The following is a 14,437-nucleotide window of genomic DNA, read 5'->3' as shown; positions in this document are numbered from 1 at the left end:
GGAATTTGGTCGATTGGTCTTTACTCATCGGGGGGAGTTGGTCGGTTTGTCTGTGGGGGTTGCCGCCCTACAGGATTTCGGAGGCCTCCCGGAGCTTTTCGGTGTTCTCCACCAGCATGAGCTCGTCGATTATTTTCTGGATGTCCCCGTTAATGATATTCTGCAGGTCGTAGAGCGTGAGGCCGATTCGGTGATCCGTTACGCGCCCCTGGGGGTAGTTATAGGTACGGATCTTTGCCGACCGGTCCCCGCTGCTCACCTGGGAATTCCGCTTGGCGGCGTCCTCTTCCTGTTTCTTGGCCAGTTCCATGTCGTAGAGCCTGGAGCGCAATACCTTAAAAGCCTTGTCCTTGTTTTTATGCTGGGATTTTTCGTCCTGGCACTGGGCCACGATCCCCGTGGGGACGTGTGTCAGCCGTACGGCGGAATACGTGGTGTTCACGGATTGCCCCCCGGGGCCAGAGGAACAGAAGTAATCGATGCGGACGTCCTTCGGGTCGATCTGCACGTCAAAATCCTCGGCTTCGGGCAGGACCATTACCGTGGCCGCACTCGTGTGCACCCGGCCCTGGGTCTCGGTCTGGGGGACGCGCTGTACCCTGTGGACGCCGGCTTCGAATTTCAGCGTGCCGTAAACATCCTCCCCGCTCACTTCAAAATGGATTTCCTTGAATCCGCCGCTGGTCCCCTCACTCAGGTCGATAACGTTGGTTTTCCAACCCCTGGATTCGCAGTATTTCGTGTACATCCGGAAGAGGTCTCCGGCAAAAATGCTCGCCTCGTCCCCCCCGGTACCGGCGCGAATTTCCATAACAACGTCCTTGGCATCCTCAGGGTCTTTGGGGATCAGCTTCATCTTGATGGCGTCCTCCAGCGGGGGTATCGCCTCCCGGGCCTCCTCGAGCTGGAGTTTGGCCATCTCGGCCATTTCCGGGTCGCTCCCGTCGGAGAGGATCTCCTCGGCTTCCGAGATGCGATTTTGCAGTTGGATATACTTCTCTCGCATATCCACGATCTCCTTTAAATCCTTGTATTCCTTGTTCAACTGGATGTACCGCTTTTGGTCGGCGATAATGTCCGGTTGGATGATCAGGTCGGAGACCTCGTCAAAGCGTTGCTTTACAATATTCAGTTTATCGAGCATGGGCTGTTGGGATTCCCTGCGAAGTTACGATTTTTAGGGAGATTTTCGGGGGGATCTGCAGTGCCCTCACCGCCCCCGGCCAGGCTACTCGCGGCTCAGCGACAGGCCGCTGGTCCAGTACATGATCCCCGCATCGTCCACGATCACGGCCTCGGTATCCCCCAGGTATTCGATCAGGCGGATCCCGTTTTCCGGCCCCAGGACGCAAAGCGCGTGGGCAAGGGCACTGCTCAGTTCTGCGTTACGGGCCAGCACCGTAGCCTGCGCCACCCCTTCTGGCGGAAAGCCGGTGTGCGGATCCATGATGTACCCGTAGGTGCGATCACCGCTCCGTACAAACTGGGCATCCGTACGGACGATGGATACGGAGGATTCAATAAGCGGCACCCACCGGAGGATTTGGCCGATATTGATCGGGTCCGATATTCCGAGCAACCATTTATCGCCCGACCCCCGGGTACCCCACGCCGACAGGTCGCCTCCCGCCTGGATGGTGCCCCCGGGCACCTGTTTATCGAGCATCCGGTCCTTGGCCCGGTCTACGGCATACCCCCGGCCAATGGCGTCCAGGTTGATCTTCATCCCTTTTTCCGGCAGGTAGGCGGTCCGGTTCCCGGCATCCAATACGAGTTTCCGATACCCCACCAACGGCAAAACCCCGGCCACATCTTCCGCACCCGGGATTTGCGCCATGGACCCGTCAAAACGCCAAAGGGTATCCAGGGCAGCATCGGTGATATCGAAGGCGCCGGAAGTCAGCTCGGAGATCTGTATCGCCCGCTCCAGCAAACTATAAATCTCGCGGGGCACGCTTACAGGCTGCAGGCCCGCATTGGCATTGATCGCATGGGTTACGGATGCGGGATCCCGGCTGGATATCCAGCCCGCCACCTGCCGCATTTCGGAAAGCGCCTCTTCGATATGGATAAACCCGATTTCCTCGTTTTCCGCTGTAACCGTTACGGTTACCTCGGTCCCCAAAAGGCGCTCCGTCCTGCGGACGGTCACCAAAGGGTCCTGTTGCCCCCATACCCCCGGGAGGGCGAATAAATAGAGCAACAAGGCAGCTGATCTCACATATCTCGGTTTAAGCGATTCAAAGGCGGTGAAGTCCGTCCCGCAGCCCGGAGCCCGATAAACCCCCGGATACGGGGTGGCTCAGTGGGCCGGGGGGTATACGCTCCCCGGGGCCGGTCTGATTCGGCGGGTTATTCAAAGACCCGCAACTGGTCCCCGTTTAACGCAGTCTGGAAAATCTTCAGCGGGTTGCTGGTTACGCTGTTCAGAGGCGTCCCGTCCTGGGCAAATTGCGAACCGTGGGTTGCACACTGGAAAATACCGCCCTGGCTTTCGACAAAGCGGACTTCGGGGGTCTGCTGGTGGCTGCAAACCTGGCTGGCGGCGACAAAATCTCCGGCAAGGTTCCGGGCAATCACCACATAGTTACGTATGATGAAATCGCCGTTGCCCGCGAGCGCATCCCCGTCCGGGCCGCTCAGGTCGATGGTGAAATCCACCCCGGTGGGTACCGGTTCGGTTTCCAGGCCGGGCCCCTTGGTACATCCCTGTACGCAGGGAAACGCCACGGCAAAGGCGGCACCGGCTCCCAGCGTCCTTAAAAATTCTTTTCTCTCCATGTAATTAGCAATTAGGCAATCCCCTCCTACCAGAACGGTTTTATCAGAAAATTCGTATGCCTAATATTCGAAGTGTCCCTTATCGCTCCGGATGGTGAGTTTCGGACGGTCGTATTCTTCCACACGGCCGATGATACGGCCTTCGATCCCAAAGGTCGAGGCGATATCGATCAGGTCCTGCGCACAGGTTTCCGGCACATAGAATTCCAGCCGGTGGCCGCAGTTGAACACCTGGTACATTTCCCGCCACCCCGTACCGGATTCCCGTTGGATGAGATCAAACAAGGGGGGGACCGGAAAAAGGTTGTCTTTGACAACATGCAGCCCGTCGATGAAATGCAGGATTTTAGTCTGGGCACCGCCACTGCAGTGCACCATTCCGTGGAGTTCCTCCGGGCCGTATTTCTCCAGGATTTTCGCAACTACAGGGGCATAGGTGCGGGTGGGAGACAGCACGAGTTTTCCGGCGTCCAGGGGCACCCCTTCCACCGGGTCCTGCAGCCCGACACTGCCGCTGTACACCAGGTCTTCAGGTACTTCGGGGTCAAAGCTCTCGGGAAATTCCCCGGCGAGGTCGCGGTGGAAAACGTCGTGGCGGGCCGAAGTAAGGCCATTGCTGCCCATCCCGCCGTTATAGGTTTTTTCATAGGTGGCCTGCCCGAAGGAGGCCAGGGCGACAATAACATCCCCCGGGCAGATCCGGGCATTGTCGATAATCCGGTCGCGGCGCACGCGGGCGGTCACGGTGGAATCCACGATGATCGTCCGGACCAAATCGCCCACATCGGCGGTTTCCCCCCCCGTGCTGTGGATGTGCACCCCCCATTCCCGGAGGTCGGCAATCAGCTCCTCGGTGCCCTGGATAATCGCGGCAATAACCTCCCCGGGGATCTTGTTGGCGTTGCGGCCGATGGTGGAGCTCAACAGGATGGAATCGGTAATGCCCACGCATAGCAGGTCGTCCAGGTTCATCACCAGGGCATCCTGGGCAATCCCTTTCCAGACGGAAAGGTCGCCGGTGCGTTTCCAGTACATGTACGCCAGGGAGGACTTGGTCCCGGCCCCGTCTGCATGCATCACGATACAATACTCCGGGTCGCCCCCCAGATAGTCCGGCACGACCTTGCAGAATGCCTTGGGGAACAATCCCTTATCCACGTTGGCAATGGCTTTGTGGACGTCGTCCTTGGTGGCTGATACCCCGCGCTGGCTGTAGCGCTCCGATGCGTTCGACCCCATGTGATGGCGTTTGGTTCTCAATTCGGTTTGCGGCAAAAATACGAGAATACTGCAGAACCCCGCCATCCGGCAGGCGGGAATACCCGGCCTGTTTATTTGATGAACAACAGGTCCCGGTACTTGGCCAGGGGCCACTCGGTATCGGAAACCATCCGCTCCAGCCTGTCGGCATGGTAGCGAATCTCGTCAAAATACGGCAGGACGGACTCGCAGTAGGCCCTGGCCTTTTTTTCGATATCCTTCATCCCGTTGGCCCGTTTGCGCGCCTCGTTCATCGCATCGGTCTTTTTCCGGATGGCCTGCAGGTGTTCCGCCAGGTGTTCCAGGATCCCCAGCTGGGCCTCCGCCATCGTTTTGTGGGCCGCCCCGTAGACATCTTTGAGCCCGGCGATGTTCCGGAGCAGGCTGTTCTGGTAGGCCACCGTGGCCGGAATCACCTTGTTGTACACCAGTTCGCTGAGTACCCGTCCCTCAATCTGGGTCTGCAGGATATAGGTTTCCAGTTCCACTTCCTTCCGCGCCCGGACTTCCTTTTCGGTGAATACGCCCATGGTCCGGAAAAGCTCCAGGGATTCCGGGGCCGTCAGCACCTGCAGGGCCTCCGGGGTGTTGCGGTTATTGCTGAGTTTGCGTCGCTCCGCCTCCTTCTGCCACTGCTCGCTGTATCCGTCCCCGTCAAACCGGATCCGCTTGCTGCTCTTGATGTACTCCCGGAGCACGTTGAAAATGGCCTCGTCCTTTTTCAGTTTCTTTTTGGTGATCAGTTTGTCCACCTCGGATTTAAACTCCCGGAGCTGGTGGGCGACGATCGTGTTGAGCACGGTCATTGGCTTGGCGCAATTCGTCTTGGCCCCCACCCCGCGCATTTCGAATTTATTCCCGGTAAAGGCAAAGGGCGACGTGCGGTTCCGGTCCGTATTGTCGAGCAGAATTTCCGGGATCTTCCCGACCACATTCAGCTTGAGCTCGGTTTTCTCCTCCGGGGACAATTTTCCCTTGGATACCCCTTCGAGTTCGTCCAGTACGTCGGTGAGCTGCTTCCCTACAAATATCGACATGATGGCCGGAGGGGCTTCATTGGCCCCCAGCCGGTGGTCGTTGCTGGCCGAGGCGATGGAGGCGCGCAGCAGCTCTTCATAGCGGTCTACTGCCTTGATCGTATTGACGAAGAAGGTGAGGAATTGCAGGTTCTTCATCGGGGTGGAACCCGGGCTCAGCAAATTGGTCCCCGTATCGGTGCTCAAGGACCAGTTGTTGTGTTTTCCCGAGCCGTTGATGCCCGCAAAAGGTTTTTCGTGAAACAGCACGCGCAGGCCATGGCGAACGGCCACCTTGTCCATGACGTCCATCAGGAGCAGGTTGTGGTCTACCGCCAGGTTGGCCTCCTCAAAAACGGGGGCGAGCTCGTACTGGTTCGGGGCTACCTCATTGTGCCGTGTTTTGACCGGGATGCCCAGCACCATGCACTCGGCCTCCAGGTCCCGCATAAACCGGAAAGCCCGGTCCGGGATCACCCCGAAATAATGGTCGTCGAGCTGCTGGCCCTTGGCGGCCGCCTGGCCGATGAGCGTCCGGCCCGCCAGGATGATGTCGGGGCGGGAACGGGCCAGTTCCGCATCGATCAGGAAGTATTCCTGTTCCCAGCCCAGGGTGGCGTTCACCTTGGACACGTTTTTGTCAAAATAACGGGCCACCCCGGTGGCCGCCTCGTCAACGGCATGCAGGGCCCGAAGAAGGGGCGCTTTGTTGTCCAGGGCTTCGCCTGTATAGGAGACAAAAATCGTAGGGATACAGAGTGTGCTGCCGTAAATAAAGGCCGGGGAAGTCGGGTCCCAGGCCGTATATCCCCGGGCCTCGAACGTATTGCGGATTCCCCCGCTGGGGAAGCTCGAGGCATCCGGTTCCTGCTGGACGAGTTGCCCGCCGCCGAATTTTTCGATGGCGCGCCCGTCCGGCAGCAGGTCAAAAAAAGCGTCGTGCTTTTCTGCCGTGGCCCCGGTGAGGGGCTGAAACCAGTGGGTGTAATGGGTGGCCCCTGCGGCAATCGCCCAGGCCTTCATGGCCTCGGCCACCTGATCGGCAATTTTCCGGTCGATTTTTGAGCCGGAAAAAATGGCGCCTTTAACGCTGGCAAATGCCTCCCGGGTGAGGTACTGGAGCATCCGGTCCTCGTTAAAAACGTGTTTGGCAAACGTCTCGGAACGCCGTTCCGCCCGGTATTCCTGGTGGTATCCGGTCTCCCGGGGCCCTGTATTCCTATGGTTCATGGCGCGTGGTTTCTGTGTAGCCGGTAAAATTACGCAATTCGTATAATTTTCATTAAATATTCCATTTTTTTCAATATCCCCCATCAAAAAAGGGGGTGTTCATAATAATGCATCTTATCTTGATAAATTACCCCCCTTGGATTGTGGAGGGCAAGTGAATTATTATATTTTTGACGGTCGAAAAAAAGTATCAATAAAACTATTTGGAATCATGAGCAAAGCAAAATTAGAGTATATCTGGCTGGACGGATACACCCCCACGGCCAACCTCAGAAGCAAGACCAAGATTGAATCCGACTTCAGCGGAAAACTCGAGGACTGCCCGATCTGGGCGTTCGACGGGAGTTCTACCAAACAAGCCGAAGGCGGATCGTCCGATTGCCTGCTGAAACCGGTCGCTATCTACCCGGACCCGGCCCGCAAGAATGGCTATCTGGTTATGTGCGAAGTCCTCAACCCGGACGGCTCGCCTCATGAGACCAACTCACGCGCCACCATCGATTCCGACGCAAACGACGATTTCTGGTTCGGTTTTGAACAGGAATACTTTATCATGGATTCCCATACAGACCTGCCGCTTGGCTTCCCGCACGGGGGCTACCCGGGGCCGCAGGGCCTGTATTACTGCTCCGTTGGCGGAAAGAACACGCACGGACGCGAACTCGTGGAGCGCCATGCAGATTACTGCCTGGAGGCCGGCCTGAACTTTGAAGGCATCAACCAGGAAGTGGCTTGCGGCCAGTGGGAATTCCAGATATTCGCTAAAGGCGCCAAAACCGCCGGCGACCAGATCTGGGTTGCCCGGTACCTCCTGGACCGCCTGACCGAAGAATACGGCTGGTACATCGAATACCACCCGAAACCGGTCCGGGGAGACTGGAACGGAAGCGGGATGCACGCCAATTTCTCGAACACGCTCCTGCGTACCTGCGGATCCAAAGAAATCTACGAGAAGGTATGCGAGGCTTTCCGCCCGGTAACCAAAGAGCACATCGCCGTTTACGGAGATGAAAACGACCTGCGCCTCACCGGCCAGCACGAAACCCAATCCATCGACGAATTCAGCTACGGCGTCTCCGACCGGGGAGCATCCATCCGGATCCCGATCATGACGGTTGAAAAAGGCTGGAAAGGCTGGTTGGAAGACCGTCGCCCGGCATCCAACGGCGACCCTTACAAGATTGCGGCCCGCATCATCAAAACAGTGGAAAGCGCCGACGTCTAGCAAAGTTCCGTTACCAGGACTTTAAACTGTTCATATACGTACGATCGCAATCCCGGCCCCTGGCCGGGATTGTTTGTTTGGGACGGCTGTTCCCCGGGTGCTTCCCCAGCCGGAGTCAAGGGCCCGGGTAAGGCCGTTACCGCCCCGGGACAGGCTACTGCAGCGTAGACCAGAGGAAGGCCCCGTAGCATGCCAGCAGCACGATTCCGTCCCGCCAGCCGAGCCGCAACCCCTTCGGGAAGAAGACCAGGGGCAGTACCAGGAAGCTGATCCCCAGCATCCAGAACACATCCCGGGTCAGCAACCTGTCGTCCAGCACCGGGACAGGCGCCAGGATGGCCGTGAGCCCGAGAACCGCCAGGAGGTTGAAGATGTTCGACCCGATCAGGTTACCCACCGACATGGCTTTCTCCCGTTTGGCCATGGCGATGACCGAGGCCGCCAGTTCCGGGATGCTCGTGCCCACGGATACTACCGTAATCCCAATCACCCGATCGCTGACGCCCAGGTCCGCTGCCAGGCTCGTGGCGCCCCGTACCAGGAGTTCGGATCCGGCCCAGAGGGCGACACCCCCAACCAGTAACAGCAGGGCCATCTTATACAGTGGCAGGGGCCTGCGGGCAACGGGGAGTTCTTCAACCACGGCGGGTTTCTGGAACCGGAGCAGGTAAATCAGGAAAGCAAACAAACATCCTACCATTATCAGGCCTTCACTGCGGCTCAGCCCGGGACCCGAGGCGAGGAAAAAATAAAACAACAAAGAGGCGGCCATCATCACCGGCCAGTCCGTTACATAAAATGCCGGGCGGACATTTACATGCCCGATCAGCAGGGTCACCGCCAGTACCAGGCCCAAATTGGCCGTATTGGAGCCAACCACGTTGCCCAGGGCGAGGTCCGGGTAGCCCGCCAGGGCCGCCTGGGCGCTGACGATGAGTTCCGGGGCCGAGGTGGCCAGGGAAACCACGGTCATCCCAATCACGATCTTGGGAATGGACAGTCGCAGGGAGAGTTCCACCGCCCCGCGCAGGAGCCAGTGGCCCCCTGCAATCAACACTACCAGCCCGGCAAGGACCAGTACTCCGTCAACCAGTACGTCCATGGAATCAAAGATAGTACTCCTACCGGGATGCCCGACTGCCTGCAGCGCCAGGGTTTTAGCATATTTTAACTATATTTTTAGTTGGGCAACTATTTTTTTAGTTATGTTTGTTTCGCAATCATCAAAAAACGAACAGCCATGCCAACTGCCACATCTTCTCCCTCCCGGAACAGGCTGATTTCTTTCCCGGGGTCCCTGCCAGCTCTGGCCTGTGGAATCCTGATGGCCTGCGCCTGCGGCGGTCCGGCCGGCAACTCCAATGACCTGGCCTCATCAACCGGTCTGCCCGAAGGGTTTGAATCGAAAATCGACCAGGTTGTGGCCGACTACCGGGATCTGGAGATTTTTTCAGGCGTTGTCCTCGTAGCCCGCGAAGGAACCCCATTTTATGAAAAAGCATTCGGCCTGGCCGACAGGGATCGCAACATCCCGAATTCCCCGACCACCCTCTTCGACATCGGGTCGATGAACAAAACATTTACTTCGGTGGTGGTCAAGCAACTGGCCGAAGAAGGGAAACTCAACCTCAGCGATAAGCTGGTGGACTATATCCCGGGTTGGGAAGACCCCCGGGCTTCGGACATTACTTTGCTGCACCTGCTCGAGCACCGATCGGGCTTCGGGGATTACCACTCCAGGGGGTATTTTGACCTGCCGCTGGAGGAGCGAAAGCTCGGGCCGATCGTGGAACGCGCCAAATCAACGCAATTGTTGTTCGACCCGGGAACGGGGGACGAATATTCGAACCTCGGCTATGTGATTTTGGGCGGGGTCATCGAAAAAGCGACGGGACGGTCGTACTTTGAGGAAGTCCGCGAGCGGATTGTGGAGCCCCTGGGCCTGGAAAACACGTATCTCACCAATCTGGACCGGGTGGCCGACCGGGCGGCGAAAGGCTACCTGTATACCCCCCTGGGCGTCCTGGAGGAAAACGAAGCCGTACAGGACCTGCCCAACCCGGATGGGGGATTTTTATCCACGGCACGGGACATCCTGACTTTTTACCATTCCTATTATTACGACACACTGCTCCTCTCGGCCAAAACACGGGAAACCGATCCCTTTTTCCAGTATATCCGCGAATTACCCGAAGGCCGGGCAACCGGAGCCGCCGGGGGCTTTGAGGGGTTCAACTCGGTGTTCCTGCAGGTTATCAGCGACGATTTGAGCATCCTGGTACTGGCCAATATGGACGAGCCCGTAGCCGAACGCATCGGGTCGGATATTCTGGCCCTTTACAGGGGTGAAGAGCCGGCCAAACCCGTCCTTCCAGCAGTCCAACTAGTGCGCCAAAATTACCTGGAACACGGGGTTGATTATGTGAAAAACCACTTCGACAGCCTGACAGTCAATTTCCACCCGACCGACCCGAAAGACCTTATCCTGAACCAGCTGGGGTACGCCTTCCTCTACGGGGCGGACGATCCGGAACGGGCCGCGGAACTGTTCCGCCTCAACACGGAACTCTTCCCGGAAGTCGCCAATTGCTGGGATAGCTACGGGGAAGCCCTCCGGGCCGCTGGCAATACGGAGGATGCAATGGCCGCGTACCAAAAAGCCCTGGAACTCCGGCCCGGCCTGGAATCCGCCGAAACGGCACTTAACGAAATGAAGCGATAAACATGCAAAAACTAACCAACAAGGAAGAAGAAGTCATGCAGCTACTCTGGAAGCTGGAAAAAGCCTTTGTCCGGGAATTGCTCGACGCCTTCCCGGGGCCTCGCAAACCGCATTACAACACGCTCTCCACCATGGTGCGCAACCTGGAGGAGAAAGGCTATGTCTCCCACGAGGCCTTCGGCAATACGCACCGGTATTACCCGCTGGTGAGCAAGGAACAGTACCGCCGCAAGTTCATAGGCGAAACGGTAGCGGATTACTTTGACCACAATTACAAAAGCCTGGTATCCTACTTCGCACGGGAAGAAAAAATCTCGGCGGACGAACTCCGGGAAATCATCGACCTGATCGAAAAAAAGAAACAATAATATGGAAGCATTCAGCAATATGGGGGCATTCGGTATTCTGGAAGCATTCAGCAACGTCGAGGCACTCGGTATGTACCTCCTGAAGGCATCCGCGATACTCGCGTTGTTTCTGGGTATCTACCACCTGCTCCTGAGGCGGGAGACGCTCTTTACGGTGAACCGGCTGTTTCTGGCAGGCGGGATGCTGGCCGCCCTTACCCTGCCCCTGGTGACATTTACCCGGACCATCCGGGTAACCCTCGCCCAGCAACCGGCAGTAACCCTGGACCCGGTACCATCGCCGGCAAATGCGGGATTGGCCGGCTTTCCCTGGGAGAATTTCCTGCTGGCCGCCTACCTGGCCGGGGTTGCGGCCCACCTGCTCCTCATCCTTTTCCAGCTCTGGCGGATCTTCCGGCTGGTGCAGACGTCGAACACCGTGTGCGAGGAGGGTTTCCTGTACGTTCCCACCCACCGCACCCAGGCCCCGTTTTCTTTTTTCCGCTACATCTTTTACAACCCGGACCAGCACAGCCAGCGCGAACTGGCGCTGATCCTGGAACACGAAAAAGCGCACGGCTCCCAGTGCCATACGCTGGATATCCTGCTGGGGCGCGTGGTTTCGGCCATCTTGTGGATCAACCCGATGGGCCGGTGGTACCAACGGAGCATCGAGCAAAACCTGGAATACCTGGCCGATGCCAGCGCCATCCAAAAAATTCCCAGCCTGAAAGACTATCAATACACCCTGCTGAAGGTTTCCGGCAATACCCCGGTGACCTCCCTGGTCAATGCTTTTTACAGTTCACTCATCAAAAAACGAATCCTTATGCTACACCAGAATCAATCCAAAACCACCCACATCCTGAAGCACCTGCTGATCGTCCCGGTCCTGGGACTTTTCCTGATGGCCTTCAACACGGAGACCCGCTATGTACTGGACCAGGAAAGCCCGTCCGACTACCTCTTTGAAGGGGATGATAAAACGGTGGAGCTCACCATTTCCAAAGATACCTCGGACGAAGAGCTGCAGAAGATCAAGGACAACCTGGCATCGGACGGGATCGACTTCTCCTATACAACCGTGCGCAACGACACGGGTGAAATCATCGACCTGAAGGTTTCCATGAGCGGCAAAAGCAGCAGCGGCAAGAGCTTCAGCGGCTCGTTCCACACCGAAACGGACAGCCCTATTGAGCCCGTCCTGATCCGTTTTGACGACACACGCAACAGCGTCTCCTTTGGCAGTGCGGACGAGCTCCATTTCGGCCACGGCAAAAAGCACCGCGTCCGCGTACATTCCCTGGGCGACGGGGACGATTCCGATAAAGACGCCATCATCGAGATCCGTAAAATGGACGATGAAGACGGCAATGTGTTCTACTGGAAATCCGAAGGGGAAGATGATGCCGAGCACATCGAAATCAAGGTAATTGACGGGGAGAAGACCATCATTGTCGACGGGGAGGAAATGGACGAGGAAGCGTTCGGGAAACTCCACAAATCAGAAGGCGGGAAACACAAAGTCCGCGTCCACAAGATGAAGAATACGGAAACGGGCACCAACGTTATGATCCTCCGGGATTCCGACGACGAGGCGGATATGGAGATCATCAACGGGGAGTCCGGCAGTTTCTTCCTCCTCGATTCCGGGAAAGGGGAAAAACCCCTCTACCTGATAGACGGCGAAAAAGCCTCCGAGAAGCAGGTACGGGAACTCGATCCGTCGGACATTGAGAAAGTTGAAGTCCTCAAAGGGGATAACGCGACAGAAAAGTACGGCCGCAAGGCCAAAAACGGGGTGGTGTCCATCACCACCAAAGAGTAACAGCCGTAACCGGCCCGGCACATCCGCCGGCCAAACCACTATTTCAATAACGTGCCGGCCCGGGATTCGGGCCGGCTTATTTTTGCCCAAAAAAGACGGTTTGCCGAAAAAATGGCCAAAATGGGCCTGTTTTTCCCTAGGAAACTGAAAAAAGCGAAAAAAAGCGCCTACATATCTTACAGTAATTACGGTTTAGACACTTTATATATTACTAATTATAACATTAACCAAGACAGTGTAGTTTCATATGTAAATACAAAACATTATTTTACTTACAATATCGTATTTAATTTCATTAATTTTTGAAGAATCCCTTGGTGGGACGGTCACCTTTCCGCTATTTTCACGCCACATTCAAACAAAAAACCTCTTAAAACCAAAAACAGGACCATGATTGCACTTGTCAAGTATCTCGTATTCCTAATGATCGCGCTAATCTCGATCCTGTTCTGATTGGCTGCATCTGAGGCAAAAAAAGCCGGGCCGCTCTGATGGGAGCGGTCTTTTTATTCTGTAAGATTCCTATATTAGGAGTATGCGCAAATCTTTTTTCCGGTTCCTGGCCAAACTAAACAAGTGGTTGCTGCCCTCCTTCAGCAAGCGGCAACTGGACCTGGCCAACGCCTCGAAATGGCAACTGGCCCTCATCGGCTGGCGGTACTACGTCACCACCCGCGCCCTGGATTAACCGGTTTAGCAGGGCGATCCCCGTTGCAAACCTTCCTTCAATTTTTGAGATTACACAAGGGCCACGGCCACGTTCAATAGGTTATCAGGCTTTTCAACGGGAAGCCGTCCAGACGCGTGCGGCCCTTCAGGAAAGAAAGTTCAATGAGGAAATTGCACTGCACCACCTCCCCCCCGAGCTCCGTGACCAGGTCGCAGATGGCCCGGGCCGTACCCCCGGTAGCCAGCACGTCGTCGTGCACCAGGATGCGATCGCCCGGCGAAATGCTCTCGGCGTGCAACTCCAGGGCATCCGTGCCGTATTCCAGGTCGTATTCCTTCCTGTGAATGCGGTGCGGCAGCTTCCCCGGCTTGCGCGCGGGAATAAACCCGGCCCCGAGTCTATCGGCCAACAGGGGCGCAAAGAAGAACCCACGGCTTTCGATACCCACCACCTTATCCACCTTGAGCCCATCGGTAAACGCCAACAGGGCGGCCGCAGTTTCCCGGAACGCCTTCGGGTCTTCCAGCAAGGGTGTTATATCCTTGAAAACCACCCCCTTTTTGGGAAAATCGGGAATGTCCCGGATGTAGTCCTTAAAATTCATGTATTTAGCCGCTGGGTTATTTTGCGCTAAATGTAAAAAGAAATATATTTGCATCCCTTTTTGAGGGAAATCCCAAGGCCACGTGGCGCAACTGAATAGCGCATCTGATTACGGCTCAGAAGGTTCCAGGTTTGAATCCTGGCGTGGTCACTTAAGAATGAAAAGCTCGCCCGCAAGGCGGGCTTTTTTCGTTTGAGCGTGGCAACAAGCTTGCTTGATTGCCAGAGCGAGGGCGGAAAAAGAAGCCAAACGACAGTTTGGCGGGCTTTTCATTTAGACTACGGGATCGTCAGGAAAACCAAGCGCAGCGCAGGTAATCCTGGCGTGGTCACTTAAAGCGCAAACCCCGCAACACATGTTGCGGGGTTTTGTTTTTCAGGTACGCGTCAGATGCTCGCGTTATTAAGCGGTCATGGGAAACAAAAGCGCACGGCCGTTTCAGCAAATGTCCTAAAAGTTGTGAGTTTAGCGTCCGGATATACTGAAAAGAATTGAGAACTTATAGGAAAGACAAACGTACGAACCATGAAGAAGAAAGGAAAAAAGTCAAAATGGAGAGCTAAGGATAGCGCCCCCATGGGTACCAAAGGCCGAAAAGACGCTGATTTCAGGAACCAGACCACATTATCCAGGGAAAACAGGTTCCCTTGGACCACCATCATCGTCCTGATTTTGATTGTAATGACGGTCGGGTTTGTATTATTTTTTGTGGCGGGGATGAGCTAGGCAGTCAAGTTAAGCCGAATCTAAGAAA

Annotated in this window: 13 protein-coding genes and 1 tRNA gene; 7 read left to right on the top strand and 7 right to left on the bottom strand. The window is 56.3% G+C overall.

Translation table 11 applies throughout. The annotated features are described in order from the left end of the window. Window positions 1-67: 67 nt before the first annotated feature. From prfA to AC3DKS_RS11410, 5 genes are all read right to left on the bottom strand, one after another. Entirely contained in the window at window positions 68-1,144 is a 1,077-nt protein-coding gene (gene prfA / locus AC3DKS_RS11430; RefSeq protein WP_015754181.1) for a peptide chain release factor 1, read from the bottom strand. Window positions 1,145-1,228: 84 nt separating this feature from the next. Further along, complete coding sequence (locus AC3DKS_RS11425) at window positions 1,229-2,221, bottom strand: FAD:protein FMN transferase (RefSeq protein ID WP_272607943.1); 993 nt, start codon at window positions 2,219-2,221, stop codon at window positions 1,229-1,231. Between the two features lie 131 nt (window positions 2,222-2,352). Then, entirely contained in the window at window positions 2,353-2,781 is a 429-nt protein-coding gene (locus AC3DKS_RS11420) for a QcrA and Rieske domain-containing protein (RefSeq protein WP_272607942.1), read from the bottom strand. A gap of 60 nt (window positions 2,782-2,841) precedes the next feature. Continuing rightward, window positions 2,842-4,020, bottom strand: a complete 1,179-nt coding sequence (locus tag AC3DKS_RS11415; protein ID WP_015754178.1) for an AIR synthase related protein — start codon at window positions 4,018-4,020, stop codon at window positions 2,842-2,844. 92 nt (window positions 4,021-4,112) lie between these two features. Continuing rightward, window positions 4,113-6,287: a glutamine synthetase III family protein gene (locus tag AC3DKS_RS11410; RefSeq protein ID WP_272607941.1), complete on the bottom strand. Its 2,175-nt coding sequence runs from the start codon at window positions 6,285-6,287 to the stop codon at window positions 4,113-4,115. A gap of 211 nt (window positions 6,288-6,498) precedes the next feature. On the opposite strand from AC3DKS_RS11410, the gene AC3DKS_RS11405 reads away from it, so the two are divergent. Next, a complete protein-coding gene (locus tag AC3DKS_RS11405) occupies window positions 6,499-7,512 on the top strand; it encodes a glutamine synthetase beta-grasp domain-containing protein (protein WP_015754176.1) in 1,014 nt (337 codons plus the stop codon). Window positions 7,513-7,666: 154 nt separating this feature from the next. On the opposite strand, the gene AC3DKS_RS11400 is transcribed toward AC3DKS_RS11405, so the two are convergent. Beyond that, window positions 7,667-8,614: a calcium/sodium antiporter gene (locus AC3DKS_RS11400; protein WP_272607940.1), complete on the bottom strand. Its 948-nt coding sequence runs from the start codon at window positions 8,612-8,614 to the stop codon at window positions 7,667-7,669. Window positions 8,615-8,752: 138 nt separating this feature from the next. Between AC3DKS_RS11400 and AC3DKS_RS11395 the strand changes: the two genes are divergently transcribed. The 4 genes from AC3DKS_RS11395 (at window position 8,753) to AC3DKS_RS11380 (ending at window position 13,097) form a co-directional block, all read left to right on the top strand. Further along, window positions 8,753-10,234: a serine hydrolase domain-containing protein gene (locus tag AC3DKS_RS11395; protein WP_272607939.1), complete on the top strand. Its 1,482-nt coding sequence runs from the start codon at window positions 8,753-8,755 to the stop codon at window positions 10,232-10,234. A gap of 2 nt (window positions 10,235-10,236) precedes the next feature. Then, window positions 10,237-10,602 carry a BlaI/MecI/CopY family transcriptional regulator gene (locus AC3DKS_RS11390; protein WP_015754173.1) on the top strand — a complete coding sequence of 122 codons (366 nt, stop codon included), beginning with the start codon at window positions 10,237-10,239 and terminating at the stop codon, window positions 10,600-10,602. Window position 10,603: 1 nt separating this feature from the next. Then, window positions 10,604-12,409, top strand: a complete 1,806-nt coding sequence (locus AC3DKS_RS11385) for a M56 family metallopeptidase (RefSeq protein WP_272607938.1) — start codon at window positions 10,604-10,606, stop codon at window positions 12,407-12,409. 535 nt (window positions 12,410-12,944) lie between these two features. Further along, on the top strand, window positions 12,945-13,097 hold the full coding sequence (locus tag AC3DKS_RS11380; RefSeq protein ID WP_015754169.1) for a hypothetical protein: 153 nt from the start codon (window positions 12,945-12,947) through the stop codon (window positions 13,095-13,097). A gap of 73 nt (window positions 13,098-13,170) precedes the next feature. Here the strand turns inward: AC3DKS_RS11380 and AC3DKS_RS11375 are convergent, their stop codons facing one another. Beyond that, on the bottom strand, window positions 13,171-13,683 hold the full coding sequence (locus AC3DKS_RS11375) for an adenine phosphoribosyltransferase (RefSeq protein WP_015754168.1): 513 nt from the start codon (window positions 13,681-13,683) through the stop codon (window positions 13,171-13,173). 76 nt (window positions 13,684-13,759) lie between these two features. On the opposite strand from AC3DKS_RS11375, the gene AC3DKS_RS11370 reads away from it, so the two are divergent. After that, window positions 13,760-13,833 (top strand) — tRNA-Arg (locus AC3DKS_RS11370). Between the two features lie 375 nt (window positions 13,834-14,208). Further along, window positions 14,209-14,409 (top strand): hypothetical protein, encoded by a 201-nt coding sequence (locus AC3DKS_RS11365; protein WP_041327069.1) that lies wholly within the window; start codon window positions 14,209-14,211, stop codon window positions 14,407-14,409. Window positions 14,410-14,437 lie beyond the last annotated feature (28 nt).

The sequence above is a fragment of the Robiginitalea sp. genome (assembly GCF_982776155.1).
Note: the sequence above shows the minus strand (reverse complement) of the source record. Positions and strands in the feature narration are given on the sequence as shown.

Excerpts from the sequence above, each read along its gene's own strand:
- AC3DKS_RS11390 (WP_015754173.1), top strand. The coding sequence starts at position 10,237 with ATGCAAAAACTAACCAACAAGGAAGAAGAAGTCATGCAGCTACTCTGG.
- AC3DKS_RS11365 (WP_041327069.1), top strand. The coding sequence starts at position 14,209 with ATGAAGAAGAAAGGAAAAAAGTCAAAATGGAGAGCTAAGGATAGCGCC.
- AC3DKS_RS11375 (WP_015754168.1), bottom strand. The coding sequence starts at position 13,683 with ATGAATTTTAAGGACTACATCCGGGACATTCCCGATTTTCCCAAAAAG.
- AC3DKS_RS11410 (WP_272607941.1), bottom strand. The coding sequence starts at position 6,287 with ATGAACCATAGGAATACAGGGCCCCGGGAGACCGGATACCACCAGGAA.
- AC3DKS_RS11380 (WP_015754169.1), top strand. The coding sequence starts at position 12,945 with ATGCGCAAATCTTTTTTCCGGTTCCTGGCCAAACTAAACAAGTGGTTG.
- AC3DKS_RS11400 (WP_272607940.1), bottom strand. The coding sequence starts at position 8,614 with ATGGACGTACTGGTTGACGGAGTACTGGTCCTTGCCGGGCTGGTAGTG.
- AC3DKS_RS11405 (WP_015754176.1), top strand. The coding sequence starts at position 6,499 with ATGAGCAAAGCAAAATTAGAGTATATCTGGCTGGACGGATACACCCCC.
- AC3DKS_RS11420 (WP_272607942.1), bottom strand. The coding sequence starts at position 2,781 with ATGGAGAGAAAAGAATTTTTAAGGACGCTGGGAGCCGGTGCCGCCTTT.
- AC3DKS_RS11395 (WP_272607939.1), top strand. The coding sequence starts at position 8,753 with ATGCCAACTGCCACATCTTCTCCCTCCCGGAACAGGCTGATTTCTTTC.
- prfA (WP_015754181.1), bottom strand. The coding sequence starts at position 1,144 with ATGCTCGATAAACTGAATATTGTAAAGCAACGCTTTGACGAGGTCTCC.
- AC3DKS_RS11415 (WP_015754178.1), bottom strand. The coding sequence starts at position 4,020 with ATGGGGTCGAACGCATCGGAGCGCTACAGCCAGCGCGGGGTATCAGCC.
- AC3DKS_RS11385 (WP_272607938.1), top strand. The coding sequence starts at position 10,604 with ATGGAAGCATTCAGCAATATGGGGGCATTCGGTATTCTGGAAGCATTC.